16 protein-coding genes are annotated in these 16,406 nt (G+C 39.1%); 12 read left to right on the top strand and 4 right to left on the bottom strand.

Annotation, left to right across the window (positions count from 1 at the left end):
- Positions 1–14: 14 nt before the first annotated feature.
- From IGK91_RS09265 to IGK91_RS09250, 4 genes are all read left to right on the top strand, one after another.
- Entirely contained in the window at positions 15–1,796 is a 1,782-nt protein-coding gene (locus IGK91_RS09265) for a V-type ATP synthase subunit A (RefSeq protein ID WP_010718637.1), read from the top strand.
- Complete coding sequence (locus IGK91_RS09260) at positions 1,789–3,165, top strand: V-type ATP synthase subunit B (protein WP_010718636.1); 1,377 nt, start codon at positions 1,789–1,791, stop codon at positions 3,163–3,165. The genes IGK91_RS09265 and IGK91_RS09260 overlap by 8 nt, the downstream gene beginning before the upstream one ends.
- A gap of 7 nt (positions 3,166–3,172) precedes the next feature.
- Positions 3,173–3,805 (top strand): V-type ATP synthase subunit D, encoded by a 633-nt coding sequence (locus IGK91_RS09255; protein WP_080292479.1) that lies wholly within the window; start codon positions 3,173–3,175, stop codon positions 3,803–3,805.
- Between the two features lie 316 nt (positions 3,806–4,121).
- Positions 4,122–5,468, top strand: coding sequence for a TrkH family potassium uptake protein (locus tag IGK91_RS09250; protein WP_010738011.1), 1,347 nt, complete (start codon positions 4,122–4,124; stop codon positions 5,466–5,468).
- A gap of 86 nt (positions 5,469–5,554) precedes the next feature.
- Here IGK91_RS09250 and gloA read toward each other — a convergent pair whose 3' ends face one another.
- Positions 5,555–5,926 carry a lactoylglutathione lyase gene (gene gloA, locus IGK91_RS09245; RefSeq protein WP_010718633.1) on the bottom strand — a complete coding sequence of 124 codons (372 nt, stop codon included), beginning with the start codon at positions 5,924–5,926 and terminating at the stop codon, positions 5,555–5,557.
- 128 nt (positions 5,927–6,054) lie between these two features.
- On the opposite strand from gloA, the gene IGK91_RS09240 reads away from it, so the two are divergent.
- Positions 6,055–6,492, top strand: coding sequence for an NUDIX hydrolase (locus tag IGK91_RS09240; protein ID WP_034867355.1), 438 nt, complete (start codon positions 6,055–6,057; stop codon positions 6,490–6,492).
- 90 nt (positions 6,493–6,582) lie between these two features.
- Here IGK91_RS09240 and yidA read toward each other — a convergent pair whose 3' ends face one another.
- The 3 genes from yidA to IGK91_RS09225 are packed head-to-tail and all read right to left on the bottom strand — an operon-like array spanning position 6,583 to position 9,604.
- Entirely contained in the window at positions 6,583–7,395 is an 813-nt protein-coding gene (gene yidA / locus IGK91_RS09235) for a sugar-phosphatase (RefSeq protein ID WP_010718630.1), read from the bottom strand.
- Between the two features lie 24 nt (positions 7,396–7,419).
- Positions 7,420–8,790 carry an HD domain-containing protein gene (locus IGK91_RS09230; protein WP_010738007.1) on the bottom strand — a complete coding sequence of 457 codons (1,371 nt, stop codon included), beginning with the start codon at positions 8,788–8,790 and terminating at the stop codon, positions 7,420–7,422.
- Positions 8,774–9,604 (bottom strand): lipoate--protein ligase family protein, encoded by an 831-nt coding sequence (locus tag IGK91_RS09225; protein WP_010738006.1) that lies wholly within the window; start codon positions 9,602–9,604, stop codon positions 8,774–8,776. The genes IGK91_RS09230 and IGK91_RS09225 overlap by 17 nt, the downstream gene beginning before the upstream one ends.
- 370 nt (positions 9,605–9,974) lie before the next feature.
- Here IGK91_RS09225 and IGK91_RS09220 point away from each other — a divergent pair, with 370 nt between their 5' ends.
- From IGK91_RS09220 to IGK91_RS09190, 7 genes are all read left to right on the top strand, one after another.
- A complete protein-coding gene (locus tag IGK91_RS09220) occupies positions 9,975–10,412 on the top strand; it encodes a DUF1934 domain-containing protein (RefSeq protein ID WP_010718627.1) in 438 nt (145 codons plus the stop codon).
- Positions 10,413–10,487: 75 nt separating this feature from the next.
- A complete protein-coding gene (gene rpoE, locus IGK91_RS09215) occupies positions 10,488–11,099 on the top strand; it encodes a DNA-directed RNA polymerase subunit delta (RefSeq protein WP_010718626.1) in 612 nt (203 codons plus the stop codon).
- Positions 11,100–11,233: 134 nt separating this feature from the next.
- A complete protein-coding gene (locus IGK91_RS09210; RefSeq protein WP_010738005.1) occupies positions 11,234–11,746 on the top strand; it encodes an RNA polymerase sigma factor in 513 nt (170 codons plus the stop codon).
- A 27-nt stretch (positions 11,747–11,773) separates the two neighbouring features.
- Entirely contained in the window at positions 11,774–12,667 is an 894-nt protein-coding gene (locus IGK91_RS09205) for an RsiV family protein (RefSeq protein WP_010738004.1), read from the top strand.
- Positions 12,668–13,252: 585 nt separating this feature from the next.
- A complete protein-coding gene (locus IGK91_RS09200) occupies positions 13,253–13,978 on the top strand; it encodes a GntR family transcriptional regulator, LSA1692 subfamily (protein WP_010738003.1) in 726 nt (241 codons plus the stop codon).
- Between the two features lie 19 nt (positions 13,979–13,997).
- A complete protein-coding gene (locus IGK91_RS09195) occupies positions 13,998–15,281 on the top strand; it encodes a Sapep family Mn(2+)-dependent dipeptidase (protein WP_164907393.1) in 1,284 nt (427 codons plus the stop codon).
- A 145-nt stretch (positions 15,282–15,426) separates the two neighbouring features.
- Positions 15,427–16,374 carry a N(4)-(beta-N-acetylglucosaminyl)-L-asparaginase gene (locus tag IGK91_RS09190; RefSeq protein WP_034699124.1) on the top strand — a complete coding sequence of 316 codons (948 nt, stop codon included), beginning with the start codon at positions 15,427–15,429 and terminating at the stop codon, positions 16,372–16,374.
- Positions 16,375–16,406: the final 32 nt, after the last annotated feature.

Below are 16,406 nucleotides of genomic sequence, written 5' to 3'. Positions count from 1 at the left end.
AAGGAGATAGTCATTTGCAAATTGGAAAAATCATAAAAGTCTCCGGTCCTCTCGTTATGGCAGAAAATATGTCAGAAGCAAGTATTCAAGACATGTGTTTAGTGGGAGATTTAGGAGTCATCGGCGAAATCATTGAGATGCGTCAAGATGTGGCGTCTATTCAAGTATATGAAGAAACTTCAGGAATTGGTCCCGGAGAACCTGTTCGTTCCACTGGGGAAGCACTATCTGTTGAGCTAGGACCAGGAATCATTTCACAAATGTTTGACGGGATTCAAAGACCACTGGATACATTTATGGAAGTGACTCAAAGTAACTTCTTAGGACGTGGGGTCCAATTACCAGCTTTAGATCATGAGAAACAATGGTGGTTTGAAGCGACAATCGAAGAAGGAACAGAAGTAAGTGCTGGAGACATCATTGGGTACGTGGATGAAACGAAGATCATTCAGCACAAAATCATGGTCCCTAATGGTATCAAAGGAACTGTACAAAAAATTGAATCTGGATCATTTACGATCGATGATCCGATTTGTGTGATCGAAACGGAACAAGGCTTAAAAGAGCTAACGATGATGCAAAAATGGCCAGTACGTCGTGGTCGACCAATCAAACAAAAATTAAATCCAGATGTACCGATGATCACCGGTCAAAGGGTCATTGACACGTTTTTCCCAGTAACTAAAGGAGGAGCGGCAGCCGTTCCAGGTCCGTTTGGTGCAGGGAAGACAGTTGTGCAACACCAGATTGCTAAGTGGTCGGACGTAGATCTAGTGGTTTACGTTGGTTGTGGGGAACGAGGAAATGAAATGACGGATGTCGTCAATGAATTTCCTGAACTGATCGATCCAAATACAGGCGAGTCTTTGATGGAACGAACTGTGTTGATCGCTAATACATCGAACATGCCAGTAGCTGCTCGAGAAGCTTCTATTTATACGGGAATCACGATTGCCGAGTACTTCCGTGACATGGGGTATGATGTAGCAATCATGGCAGATTCCACTTCTCGTTGGGCAGAAGCACTGCGTGAAATGAGCGGACGTTTAGAAGAAATGCCTGGTGATGAAGGTTATCCCGCTTATCTGGGCTCTCGTCTAGCTGAATACTATGAACGTTCAGGACGTGTCATTGCTCTAGGCTCTGACCAACGTGAGGGCAGTATCACTGCCATCAGTGCGGTTTCTCCTTCTGGTGGAGATATCTCTGAACCAGTGACTCAAAATACCTTACGTGTGGTGAAGGTTTTCTGGGGATTAGATTCTAGTCTTGCTCAAAAAAGACATTTTCCATCGATTAACTGGATCCAAAGTTACTCATTATATTCAACAGAAGTTGGCAGATATATGGATCAAATCTTACAGCAGGATTGGTCTGATATGGTAACTGAAGGCATGCGGATCTTGCAAGAAGAAGAACAATTAAATGAAATCGTGCGCTTGGTAGGGATCGATTCGCTTTCTGATAACGATCGCTTGACCCTTGAAGTAGCAAAATCGATTCGAGAAGACTATTTACAACAAAATGCTTTTGATGATGTAGATACGTTTACTTCAAGAGAAAAACAATTCAACATGTTGAAAGTTATTTTGACTTTTGGGAAAGAAGCTCGAAAAGCCTTATCGTTGGGAGCGTACTTCAATGAAATCATGGAAGGTACAGTAGCGGTCAGAGAACGCATTAGTCGGAGCAAGTATATTCCAGAAGAAGAGTTAGCCAAAATTAGTAGTATAAATGAAGAAATCAAAGAAACGATCCAATTGATTGTTTCAGAAGGAGGGATGACCGATGATTAAAGAATATCGTACAATCAAAGAAGTGGTCGGCCCTTTGATGGCAGTCGAAAAAGTTTCGGGAGTCAAATATGAAGAATTGATTGAAGTTCGGATGCAAAACGGCGAGATTCGTCGTGGACAAGTACTAGAAGTCCAAGAAGACAAAGCGATGGTTCAGATCTTTGAAGGAACCAGTGGAATCAATCTAAAAAATTCTTCCGTACGCTTTTTAGGACACCCTTTACAATTAGGAGTATCAGAAGACATGATCGGTCGGGTTTTTGATGGTCTTGGTCGACCAAAGGACAATGGACCTGAAATCTTGCCAGAAAAATATTTAGATATCAATGGCGAAGTAATCAATCCAATTGCCAGAGATTATCCCGATGAATTTATCCAAACAGGGATTTCAGCAATCGATCATTTGAATACATTAGTCCGTGGGCAAAAATTGCCGGTTTTTTCTGGCTCAGGTTTACCACACAAAGAGTTGGCTGCCCAAATTGCTCGCCAAGCAACTGTTTTGGATTCTTCCGATGATTTTGCTGTGGTTTTTGCTGCCATCGGTATTACTTTTGAAGAAGCCGAATTTTTTATGGAAGACTTTAGACAAACAGGTGCGATTGATCGCTCCGTTATGTTTATGAATTTAGCTAATGATCCAGCAATCGAACGAATCGCCACACCAAGAATGGCATTGACGGCCGCTGAATATTTAGCTTATGAAAAAGGCATGCACGTCTTAGTCATCATGACCGATATGACCAACTATGCAGAAGCGCTCAGAGAAATTTCGGCCGCACGTCGAGAAGTTCCTGGCCGTCGTGGTTATCCAGGCTATCTTTACACAAACTTAGCCACCTTATTTGAACGGGCTGGACGGATTAGAGGATTGAAAGGTTCTGTAACTCAAATTCCGATTTTGACGATGCCAGAAGATGATAAGACTCATCCGATTCCCGATTTGACGGGTTATATCACAGAAGGTCAGATCATTTTAACGAGAGAGCTTTATAAGAGTGGGATTCAACCACCGATCGATGTCTTGCCTTCTCTTTCACGGTTGAAGGACAAAGGAACAGGTGCTGGTAAAACGAGAGAAGACCACGCAGCAACGATGAACCAATTGTTTGCCGCCTATGCGCAAGGAAAACAAGCGAAGGAATTAGCTGTCGTTTTAGGTGAATCTGCCTTGTCAGATATTGATAAAATCTATGCAAAATTTGCGGAACGATTTGAAAACGAATATGTCAACCAAGGATTTTACACCAATCGGACAATCACAGAAACGCTTGACTTAGGTTGGGAACTGTTGGCGATGCTTCCAAGAACCGAGTTAAAACGAATCAAGGATGATTTACTGGATAAGTATTTGCCAGAAGGGAAGTGAGTTCCTTATGCGATTAAACGTCAATCCTACGAGAATGGAGCTAACTCGTTTAAAGAAACAATTAACGACAGCGACAAGGGGACACAAACTTTTAAAGGACAAACAAGATGAATTGATGCGTCAATTTATTTTACTGATCCGTAAAAATAATGAGTTACGCCAAGCAATAGAAAAAGAAACCCAAACAGCAATGAAAGATTTTGTCTTAGCAAAGTCAACAGTCGAAGAAGCTTTTATTGACGAACTTTTGGCATTACCAGCGGAAAACGTCTCACTTTCTGTAGTTGAGAAAAATATTATGAGTGTCAAAGTTCCCCTCATGAATTTTCAATACGATGAAACATTGAATGAGACACCATTAGAGTATGGCTATCTTCATTCTAATGCAGAGTTGGATCGTTCGATCGATGGTTTTACGCAGCTCTTACCAAAGCTTTTGAAGCTGGCAGAAGTTGAAAAAACATGTCAACTTATGGCTGAAGAGATCGAGAAAACCAGAAGAAGGGTCAATGCGTTGGAATATATGACGATTCCTCAATTGGAAGAAACGATTTATTATATTAAAATGAAGCTGGAAGAAAACGAACGAGCAGAAGTAACTCGCCTGATCAAAGTGAAAAATATGGGAACAGAAGAGTAAGGCTGATCCAATTCAGCATTCTAATGGCTTTTTTCATGATCAGAACAAATCGAATTTAGCGTAAGAAGAAAAAGTAGTCATTTATTTTTCTTCTTGCGCTCGTTTGCTTATAATGGAAAGAGGTCGTGAAAGAAGCGGTCAGCTCCGAGCGAATAAGAGAGGATTTTTTAAAATAGCTTCTCCTATTTTAGAAAATCATCGCTTATTGCCGAGTAGTTGCTTCACGCCAATGATTCATTTTGTACCTATTTATGATTGCAGAACAAAATGTCGTTCTGAGATCTTAGATAAAAATTAAGCATAAGGAATGACTATCATGAAAAAAAGAGTAAGAAAACGATTATCACCTGTCCAGCTAATTGCTGCTGGTTTTTTTATCTTGATCCTGTTTGGAGGTAGCTTACTGACGTTACCATTTTTTAGCCGCAGCGGAGAAAGCACCCATTTTATTGATGCCTTATTCACTGCAACCTCAGCTGTTTGTGTGACTGGTTTGACGACACTGAATACTGCGGAGCATTGGAATAGTGCAGGACAGTTTTTGATCATGACCTTGATTGAAATCGGTGGGTTAGGCTTTATGATGATCCCGATCCTCTTTTTTGCTATTGCGAAGAAAAAAATCAGTTTTAGTATGCGGATTGTGCTAAAGGAAGCCTTAAACCTTGAAGAGATGTCGGGTGTAATTAAGTTAATGATCTATATCTTAAAATTTGCGGTGGTGATCCAAGTAATCGGGGCGGTTGCTTTGAGTGTAGTTTTTATTCCTGAATTTGGTTGGGCTAAAGGAATCTGGTTTAGTATCTTTCATGCCGTTTCTAGTTTTTGTAATGCAGGATTTGATTTATTAGGAGACAGTTTACTCGCGGATCAAACAAATGTTTACCTGATCATGGTCGTTTCAGCGTTGATCATTGCAGGTGGATTAGGTTTTATTGTCTGGCGTGATATTCTAAGTTATCATCGGGTCAAAAAAATCACACTACATTCAAAAGTCGCCTTATCTGTAACTGCACTCTTATTAATTGGTGGATTTATTTTATTTCTCATCACTGAAAGAAATGGACTGACTTTAGTTAAAGGTACGTTTACAGAAAGATTAGCGAATACATTTTTTATGAGTGTGACACCAAGAACAGCAGGCTATTACTCTATTGATTATTTACAGATGAGTCATGCAGGATTGATTTTAACGATGTTTTTGATGTACATCGGAGGAACTTCTGGTTCGACAGCTGGAGGACTGAAAACTACGACATTAGGAATTTTATTGATCCAAATGCATGCCATGTTTAAAGGAAAGACACGAGCAGAAGCCTTCGGTCGAACCATTCGCCAAGCAGCCGTGCTACGTGCATTGACTCTTTTCTTTGTAACTCTCTCTTTATGTGTTGTTGCGATCATGGTCCTATCTGTGACGGAGACGATTCCTAAAACGTCAGGAATCGAATATATTGCGTTTGAAGTCTTTTCCGCTTTTGGGACAGTTGGATTGACGATGGGGTTGACCCCGGATTTGACATTGATCGGAAAACTAGTCATTATTTCTTTGATGTATATCGGTCGAGTAGGAATCATGACAGTCGTTTTTTCACTACTAGTAAAAGCGAACAGGGCAGAAGCCAATTACAAATACCCAGAAGAAAGCATTATGCTTGGGTAGTTGTGAAGGTATCGGGGAGTTTCGATGATAATAAAAAAGAAACGCTCAAAACAAGAGAAGCTGTTTTGAGCGTTTTTTTCACAACCTTATCCCCGAATAACTTCGATTTTATATCCGTCAGGGTCAACAACGAAATAATAAGAAGGAGCTGTTCCTGGAAGTCCTTTTAGGTCTGTCACATTGAATCCTTCTGCTTGGTGTTTTTCGTGAAGTGCTTCTAAATCATCCGCAGCAATAGCAATGTGTCCATAGCCATTCCCTAGATCATAGCCTTCGTGATCATAGTTATAAGTTAATTCTAATTCGTAGTCATCTCCTGGTAAAGTTAAATAAACAAGGGTGAATTTGTTTTCTGGAAAATCACGGCGACGACTTTCTTCAAAGCCAAACGCTTTTTGGTAAAATTCTAATGAAGCGTCAAGATCTTTCACTCGAACGCAAGTATGAGCCATTTTCATAAATAACTACTTCCTTTCCTTTTTTTTCATCATAACAAAAAAAGAAAGAGCAATAGAAGATTTGCGCTTGTTTATGAGAAAACTCTCATGTAAAATAAAAAGTAAATAAGCTTAAGGTGGACAAAATGATGGATAAACCAGTATTTGGTGAAAAAGAAGCAGGGGTCCAGTATTCCCCCCGATATGCTGCCTATATCATCGTGGAAGAAAAGAACAAACTAGCTTTGATTGAAGCTCCAAATGGTGCTTATTTTTTACCTGGTGGAGAGATTGAAGCGATGGAAACAAAAGAAGCAGCTCTTAAGAGAGAACTCCTTGAGGAAATGGGGATCGTCGCAGAAATTGCGACTTATCTAGGGGAAGCGGATGAGTATTTTTATTCCAATTACCGTCAGACCTATTACTATAACCCTGGCTACTTTTACGTGGCAAACGGCTGGCAACAAATGGCAGAACCAACTGAAAAGACGAATACCATTTGGTGGGTCACGCCACAAGAAGCCATTGAAAAATTAAAACGAGGTAGCCACAAGTGGGCGGTTGAAAAATGGTTATTGAACAATTAAAACAATTAAATCAAGAAAAAATCCAAAACCAGCGTACAGTCAGTGACGAACTGGTTTTGGATTTTTATTTAGTAGCAAATGTTATTTTTATTATGATAAAACATACGTTTTGATTGCTTCTGCCACACCATGTTCTTCATTTGTTTTAGTGACCACGTTGGCAGCTTCTTTAACTAGCGGAACAGCATTACCCATCGCAACGCCTAAGCCAGCATATTCAATCATCGATAAGTCATTTTCGTTGTCACCAATCGCCATGATCTCATCCTGATCGATTCCAAGATGTTGCGCTAAGTTCGCAACGGCTGCGCCTTTACTTGCTTCTTTGTTTAATACTTCAAAGTAATAAGGCGCACTTTTCACTGTCGTGTATTTTTCACGGAATGTTTGGGGCAAACGAGCAATCGCAGCATCTAAGATATCAGGTTCGTCGATCATCATCATTTTAACCAAATTGATATCTGGTGTCATTTCTTCAGGTGTGCGATATTTCAACGGCATATGAACTAAGCTGGCTTCATGGATCGTATACGCACTGATATCACGATTAGAGGTGTAAATCGCCTGATCATCAATGGAGTGTAGATGACTGCCAACTCGACGAGCCATCACTTCGATTTCTAAATAATCTTCATGTGTCAAACCATGACGTGCGATGATTTTTCCTGATTTTGTTTGTTGGACAAGTGCGCCATTGTAGGTGATCACGTAGTCATTTTCTTGGAATAAATCGAGTTCATTCAACTGTTCCTGGACACCAGGCAACGGTCTGCCGGTACACAAGACGATAGCTACTCCTTTAGCGACAGCCTGAGCAATCGCTTCTTTGACGTCTGCTGTAATTTCTCTTTTCTCATTTAATAAGGTTCCATCGATGTCGATGGCGACTAACTTGATAGACATAATTTCCTCCAGTGATCGTGTGTTTTAGTTTGTTTGGGTAATCAGTGAACCATTGCGGATATGGCTTGCAAATTCTTGATAGGTTTCGTCAAATAGATCGTAGTGATTTCTTAAAGACGGATCAACCATTTCTTTTGGAAAGAAAAATCGTTCATCTCCTTGTTCTTGTCCAGCAAGAGCAGCCACAAGTTGGCTCACCTCTGATAATTCTACCAAAGTTCCATCATTTCGCAAGATTTCGATTTGTGTTCGATGGCGTCCTTCTTCGGGGCGATAAAAATCATAAGGCAAATCATAACTGGAATTGATGGCAGTATAGTAGACAGGATTGTAGCCAACTTTTTCCACAAGAGCAGTCATTTCCTTGATCAAGGAAGAAGAGCGATCCCCAGAAAAAGTTGCCGATTTTAACGGTTTACGGTATAAGAAACGTTTAGCTAAATCACTTAAGATTGGATCAGAAAATTCCGTCCATTGGGTAAAATAAGTTCCTAAAACGCCATCGTCTAATTTTAAATACTCTTCCAGTGTAAAGTTTTCGTCAAGAAACGGTAAGAGTAGTTGAGAATGGGATTCAAACACATTGGGATCTTCTCGATACAACTCATGCGCCCGATGTAACAAGTGTTCTAAAATTACTTCCATGCCACGAGACACAGGGTGGAAATAAACTTGAACGTACATTTGATAGCGACTCACAATATAATCTTCGACTGCGTGCATCCCATTCATCGAAAAGGCGATCCCGCCTTTATAGGGACGAATGACACGTAAAATTCGTGTTAAATCAAACGTACCGTATTCTGTCCCAGTGTAATAGGCATCTCGCAACAAGTAATCCATTCGATCAGCATCGATCTGACTCGAAATCATTTGGACGACTTGGGGATTAGGATACGTTTTTTGGATCACACTGGCAACTTTTTCTGGAAATCCTTCTTCCACACGATTCAAAATTTGATAAACTTCCGTTTCAGGAGAAGTAATGATTTCTACAGTGATCGCTTCATGATTCGTATGGAAAATATGTTCAAATGTATGAGAATAAGGACCGTGACCAACATCGTGAAGCAATGCTGCGCACAACGTAACCAAACGTTCTCGATCATCCCAGCCGTCAGCGCCAATTTTTTCTTGAGGGAAATTGCGGGAAAAGATATCACAGATCCGTCTTGAAATTTCATAGACCCCTAATGAATGAGTGAACCGACTATGTTCAGCGCCGTGAAAAGTAAAGGAAGAAGTGCCTAACTGTTTGATACGGCGCAATCGTTGGACTTCTTTTGAATTGATCAAGTCTAAAATGACTTGGTGTTGGACATGGATATAGTTATGGACCGGGTCACGAAAGACCTTTTCGATCGGTAATAATTGATATTTATAAGGAATAGTCATCAGCAAGCTCCTTTAATTTATTTCGTTCTTCCATTCGATTGATTTGATCCGTCCACTGTTCAGAAGTGACATGTGCCTCTTTCCAACATAGCGCATCAACTGAACGACTCTCTCCATAGAGTTGTGTGAGTGCCAATTGGAATTGTTGTTTTACATCCTCAATGGTTAAAGGCGTTTCAAGTAAATCAGCTAAGGTTGCCATACTTTCAGGAACGACCGCCGGGTAACCATTCGTGCCGAAATCCTCTTTCAGCGCTTCTTGATAGAATCGTTTCATCGCTTGACCTCTGGTTTGTTGTGCGCCATTGACACTAACATACATCATCACAGAAATCCCGTTTTTTATGCGACGTTGGGCGATCCCCGCAAACTTTTTACCGTTGATACTCAGGTCATACGTACCAGGACAATAAGAATGAGTCACTTCAAAAGCTTCGATTGATACGGTTGGAAAAGCCAGACGAGTCAATGTGAGCATTTTTTCATAGGCAGCATCAATCGATATCTTCTCCTGTTCGTTTTGAGGGAAAATCAATGAGATATTTAAAACCCCTTGATCAGAAATGATCCCTAATCCACCAGCGTTACGAACGATTGGCTGATAGCCTGCTTTTCTTAGCTCCTGAATGCCTTCATGGAAGTAGGGCGTTCGAGTATCTTTCATTCCTAAGATCACCGTTTGTTCATATTGCCAAAAATGGAGAAAGTTTTGGTTGTTTTTTTTTGAATACTCGGTTAAGATATCCGTCAGAGCAAAAGGGGTAAAATCATTTTTTTGATAAATTTTTTGATCCAAAATAATTGTTGGATTCATTACATTCGCTCCTTTATATAATTAATCATCGATTGACATTCCAATGATTCACGTTTGTCATCGTTTCATGGGAGTTTCTCTCATTATTATACTATACTCTAATATACTCTAAAAAAAGAATTTATTGAGTCTGGGACAAAACTTGGCTCAGTCTCTTCTGGTAGCTCTAAAAACGAATAAACGGTGTTCAAGCATCAGCTCCTTGAAATAAGCCTGAATTTTTCAAAATATGAGAAGCTATTTTAAAAAATTCTTTCTTATTGTCATCGGAGCTCCCCGATGCTTTCACAACCTCTTCGATGACGAGTTGTTTGACAAATAGACGAAAACTAGGAACAATGTACCTATATGAAGTAAAGGAGAAGGTAAAATGGCACAATCGCAAGGAACACCCATTTCAATCAAATTACGGACGAAAGTCATGCAAAATGGGGAACATCAAGACTTTTTCTTTGATCTGAAAGGTCAAATGGTCAAAATTGGGGATACGTTATACATACGATACCAGGAAATTCAGGAAAATACAGCAGAAGAAATCCCTGTAACGATCAAATTGATGCCCGATGGACAGGTTCAATTGATTCGTGCGGGAGAAACACGGATGCGACTAAAATTCGGGTATCGTGAACGTTTGGAAACAACGTATCGGACACCTTATGGCATGCTTCAAATTGAAACGTATACCAAAGAATTACATGTTAGTTTGAAAGACCGACCAACCGCTGGGAAAGTAATGATTGAATACGACTTGCTAATGGGACCAGAAAAATTAGGGGAATATTATTTAACTTTAGATTTTACTGCTTAAATCGCAAAGAAACGTTTGATTTTTTACGTATGATTTTGTATGATAAGGAGTAGACTGTGAAAGGACGTGTCCTGATTGGAAATTAGTGTATTTGAAGGTGCAAACAAAAACGAATTATCAATGATCGAAGTAGCACATGCGATCTTAGAACAACGTGGCGATGTGATGGATTTTTCTGATTTAGCCAACCAAATCCAAACCTATCTTGGAAAATCAGACAGTGAGATTCGTGATTCACTGGCACAATTTTATACTGACTTAAATATTGATGGTAGCTTTATTTCATTAGGTGACAATCGTTGGGGCTTGCGTTCATGGTATGCGATCGATTCGATCGATGAAGAAGTAAACCATGGAATTGACGAAGAAGATGAAGATACACCTCGTCGACGCAAACGTAAAAAAGTCAATGCCTTTATCAACGATGATGAAGATGCGATCGATTATAATGATGATGACCCAGAAGATACTGACTTGTCTGACGAAGATGACGATGATCTTTTTGAAGATGATGATGACGATGATGAAGAAATCGCTGCTTATAACTCTGACTTGCAAGAAATCGGTGCAGACGACACAAGTGACGATGAAGAAGAATTACCAGGCAACATCGAAGAAGATCTAAGCATCATTGAAGATGACGATGAAGACGAAGACTACGAGGACGAAGAGTTCACCGAAGAATAGACTTTCGGCTTCATAGCTGCAGATCCCCCAATAAGGGATCTGCAGTTTTTTTGTATTGATTTTTTACATAAATAAAAAAATAATTGAAACTTTTTGGTTTGTTTGATCGTCATAGTAAGTGAGAGGGAAAGGAGATGGGTCCGATTTTTAATCGTTACAAGAAAAAGAAGCAAATCGAAAAATCAAAGAATTTATTAAGTGAATTGATCCAAGAGGAATATGAGAAAATGTTTCGGATCACAATGAATTATGTTCATAACAAAGAAGAAGCATTGGACGTAATGCAAGACAGTTTTCATAAAGCGTTAGCTGCTATTGAACAAGGGAAAGAGATTGAACGATTTTCAGCTTGGTTTTATCGTATTTTGATACGAACAGCGATCGATGCTTGGCGTAAGCAAAAACGAAATCAATCGGAAACATTGGAAGAAGAAACGATTCAACTCGCTCACACAACGGACGATTCATTGACTGATTTACATGGAATCATTGAAGGAATTGATAGCCCCGAAAAGGAAATTTTGATTTTACATTTTTTTGAAGGCTTTCGTTTAAAAGAAATTGCAGAGATTCTTGATTTGAATGAAAACACCGTCAAAACCAAAATGTATCGTACGTTAAATCAGCTAAGAAAAATCTTACAGTAAAAATCACAATAAAGGAGAGAAAGACGGATGTATTCAGCTCAGAAGGAACTAGAACAACTGAAACAAGTCTATCAACAACAAGAAATCCCTCATGGTATCAAAAATGAGATGATCAAGCGCTACTCATTAGAAGAACAAAGGTTTAACCAGCGAGTGAAACGAAAAAAACAAGTGAAAGGACTTATTCTATCTTTTGCTATTATTGCGATGATGTTCAGCAGTATTTTTTTTAACAATCAAATTCGTAGTTTTGCTGAAGATTTACCCTTGATTGGCCCAGTCGTGAAATTAATTTTAGGGAAAACACTGTCTGATGAAACAATCGAGATCCGAGTGCCGCAAATCAGTACAAAAGATAAAGAAAATAGTCAGACGATTGCTGGACTGAACAAAAAGTACTTTCGTGAAGGACAAGAAAACTTTGAAAAAGCAAAAGTACAGTACCAAGACTTTAAAACAAATCATTTTCAAGTTACGGGAGATTATCAGAAACTGTTGGATGATCCGCGTTTTTTAGTGATTGAACGAAAGATGACACAAACTGCCGCAGACAGCTATACGGAAAAGCGTTATGATACGATTGATAAAAAAAGCGGAGTAGTCCTATCTTTACCACTTTTATTCAAAGATGATCAGTATCTTTCCGTTTTGACAAATGAAGTCAAAGAGCAAATGCAAAAAAATAGCAAAGAAAACCCTGATCAGTATTATTGGACAGATGATGATTTTAAAGATGGACTAATCAAAAAAACGCCATTAGTTACTAAAGACACATCTTTTTATATCAATAAAAATCACGAGCTAGTCTTAGTTTACGATCAATTTTCGATCGCACCTGGCTATATGGGCACACCAACCTTTGTGATACCTAAAGAAGTGACACGTTCACTTTTAGCTTCTCCAGATTACTTAAATGAGTAAGCTCAACCTAAAAAATAAATAACTGATCCTTTGCGCTATCATAAGAGTTGATTTGATTTTGGAAAAATACTTCAAATAGTTCAATTATACATGGTTATAATATATACAAAATGTCTAGGACAGCCATTGTTGGATAAATAGCTGTTTAAGAGAGATTGAGACAAAAGTATTTCGCATCAAGAAATAAGAAGGAATTTCCGAAAATTGACAAAAAACGCAAACACTGGTTTTTGCTGTTGATTGTTACCTACTTGGTGCTTCACAAATTTTTGGTCAATTTCGACAAATTTTTTGAAGATGCTACTTTTTTCTCACCGTGAACAAGAGGTCAGCTCTTTGAACATCATTTATTCGTTTTTAGAGATACTAGAAGAGACTGAAGCAAGTTTTGTTTCAGTCCCTTTTATTTTAGAGAACTATCCAAATTTCGTCCTAGAATTTTTTGTGCAAATATCGTAAATGATGTGAAAGTATATACTTTTTAGTATATACTTATTGTTGGATAAAAATATTTTCTCATTATTGTTGGTTCTGCTAATAAATAAAGCTAGCAGAAAGTTTGGAGAATATTTTAGGAGGAATCTCGTGAAAAAACAACCAAAATTTCAAGAAATTGCGAATGAAATTGAGAAGCGAATCATGGAAGGAATTTACGTTTCTAGTCAAAAATTACCTTCAGAATATGATTTAGCAGACGAGTTTCAATGTAGTCGTTTAACTGTTCGTAAAGCAATCGAATTATTGATCAGCCAAAATAAGTTGATCAAAGAAAAAAGTAAAGGCACGTATGTCATGAAACAACCTAAGATCCAAAGTGGCTCTGGAGGACTGCAAAGCTTTACCGAAACTGCTCGAATCCAAGGGAAAAAGACAAAAACGCAAGTCTTAGAATGCGAAGTTACTGAACAACTACCAACGAATGTTAAACAAGCTTTTGGTGAATCGATTTCTGAGCCAATCGTTCATTTGAGACGATTACGTTATTTTGATGACGAACCAATGACGGTTGAAAATCTTTATATTTTAAAACGTTATCTGGGAGAAGTCTCTCAAGAAGAATTAAGTGGGTCACTCTATCAAGTGATCGAAAAAAACGTTGAAATTGCTTATTCCCACCAAGAAATCGAAGCAGTGAAAGCGACGGCTGACGTGGCAAAACTCTTGCAAGTAGCTGTGGATGAACCGATGTTGTTTGTCCATTCAATGACATATTCGCCAGCAGCCAAACCAATCTTATATGACTGCTCGTATTATCGTGCAGATAAATATACATTTAAAAATACGTTGATTCGTCAAAAAAGGAGTGAATAAATTGAAAAAACGCAAGTCGATGATTGATGAACATTGGGAGGAATTTCTTGAATTTCTTCAAACAGTTATGAAAGTACCAAGTGTGAAAGGGGAGCCGGAAGATCATGCTCCGTTTGGGAAAGCACCTCGAGAAGTGTTGGACCTTGTACTTAAAAAAGGAAAAGAAGTAGGGTTTAAGACCAAAGTGATTGATGATGCGATCGGGTACGTCCAATGGGGAGAAGATGATGAGGACTATATTGGGATCATTGGTCATTTAGATGTGGTTCCAGCAGGATCGGGATGGGATTTTCCACCCTTTGATTTAAGCGAAAAAGATGGACGCTTTTATGGACGAGGGATTTTAGATAATAAAGGGCCGATCATTAGTTGTTTTTATGCTCTGATCCTGTTGAAAAAAATGGGAGCGGTTCCTAAAAAAACAATCCGCATTATTTTTGGGACTGACGAAGAAAGTGGGATGTCTGATGTGGCGCATTATTTACAGGCTGAAGTTCCGCCATCATTTGGTTTTACGCCAGATTGTAAATATCCAGTTGTTTACGGAGAAAGAGGAGTAGTCAACCTAACGATTCATTTCCCATTAGTTAAAGAAGAAGTTATTCAAATCAGTGATTTTGCAGGGGATCAATATCGAGATCATGTGCCAGACCAGCTGAGTGTGTCGATTAATGCGAAAAAATTTGATGTGGAAGGAAAACGTTCTCCAAGTAATGCCCCAGAATTAGGAGAGAATGCGATTACGCTGCTTGCCGAAAAAATCAAAGCAGATTCAGCTGTTCCAGAACAAATACGAGCTTATTTTGATTGGATTTGGCAAGCTTTCCACAATAAACATTATGGAGAAGGAATCGAGCTTGCTTTGTCTGATGAAGATTCAGGCAGGTTGATTCTTACACCTGTGAATTTGCAAAAAAACACTAACGGGTTAGATTTAGAAGTTGCTTTTCGTTACCCTGTTTCAGTCACAGAAGAGGAAGTCGTGAGTGGGTTGGCTAAACAGTTGCCCGAGAAAGCGACTTTTACAATCAATCGCAGTATTCCAGGGATCTGTCAGAAAAAAGATTCGCCTGAAATCAAAAAACTATCTCAAATTTATGGCGAGATTACTGGGAACGACCCTACACCAGTGACGACAACGGGTGCTACTTATGCCAGAAAGATTCCTAATGTATTAGCGTTTGGTCCCTCTTTTCCAGGGCAAAAAGGGATTGCGCATAACAAAAACGAGTATATGGAAGTAACAGATCTGCGTATGAATTTAGAGATATACCTGCGAAGCATTCAAGCATTGATCGAATAAACAGTTATATATTTTTTAAAAAAAAGATTATCAGAGACTTCTCTTATAAATCAATTAGATTTTAAGAAAAGTCTCTTTTTAGTATAGACATAATAGTATATACTAAATAAAATAGATGTAAGCGCTATATATAGGAGGAGTAAACATGTGGGGAATTATCGCAACGTGGCGTATGGCACATGATGGTGTGTTAGCTGCCAAAGAATTATTAGAACAGGAAGGAACATGCGGAGATGCTGTGGAAACGTCAATCAAATGTGTAGAAGACTATCCATTTTATAAATCAGTTGGCTATGGTGGCTTGCCAAACGAACGAGGCATTGTAGAAATGGATGCGGCTTTTATGGATGGGGATACGTTCAAAATTGGGGCAGTGGCTGGGATCGTAGATATTGCGAATCCAATATCAGTTGCCAGAAAATTAAGTAATGAAAAATTCAATAGTTTTCGCGTAGGACAAGGAGCCACTGAATATGCAATGCTAGCAGGATTCGAACGGAAAAACATGCTAACGCCAAGAGCTAAAAAAATTTGGCAAAAACGAGTGGCAGAAGTGGCGAAAACGAATCTAAGCCCCTATGACGGACATGATACGGTGGGCGTAGTTTCTTTGGATCAACACACTGGCATGGCTGCAGGAACGTCTAGTTCTGGATTATTTATGAAAAAGCAAGGTCGTGTGGGAGATTCCCCTTTATCAGGTTCTGGTTTTTACGTCGACAGTCAAATCGGTGGTGCGACAGCAACTGGTCTAGGAGAAGATCTAATGAAAGGCTGTCTAGCTTATGAAATTGTTCGCTTGATGGGAGAAGGAGTTACTCCACAAAAAGCCTGTGATCAAGCTGTGTATTCTTTTACTGATTTATTAAAAGAACGGTATGGCAAAGCAGGTGCTTTTTCATTAGTTGCTATGAATAAAGCAGGTGAATGGGGAGTTGCGACCAATGTCGAATTTACGTTTACTGTTGCAACTGAAAAGGAGCAACCAGCTATCTACTTAGCTAATCCAGGAGTTGATCAGACAACGATCATTGAACCAATCACCAAAGAATGGCTGGATGCTTATGAAAAACGCATCAAAGCCCCAGTTTGATCCCAGTATCGAAGTCATTTAGCTGATAATCA

Origin of the sequence: Enterococcus sp. DIV1208 (genome assembly GCF_050530455.1) — a bacterium.
Classification (GTDB): domain Bacteria; phylum Bacillota; class Bacilli; order Lactobacillales; family Enterococcaceae; genus Enterococcus_B; species Enterococcus_B hirae.
The sequence above is the reverse complement of the archived record's forward strand: the minus strand, read 5'-3'. Positions and strand labels throughout refer to the sequence as shown.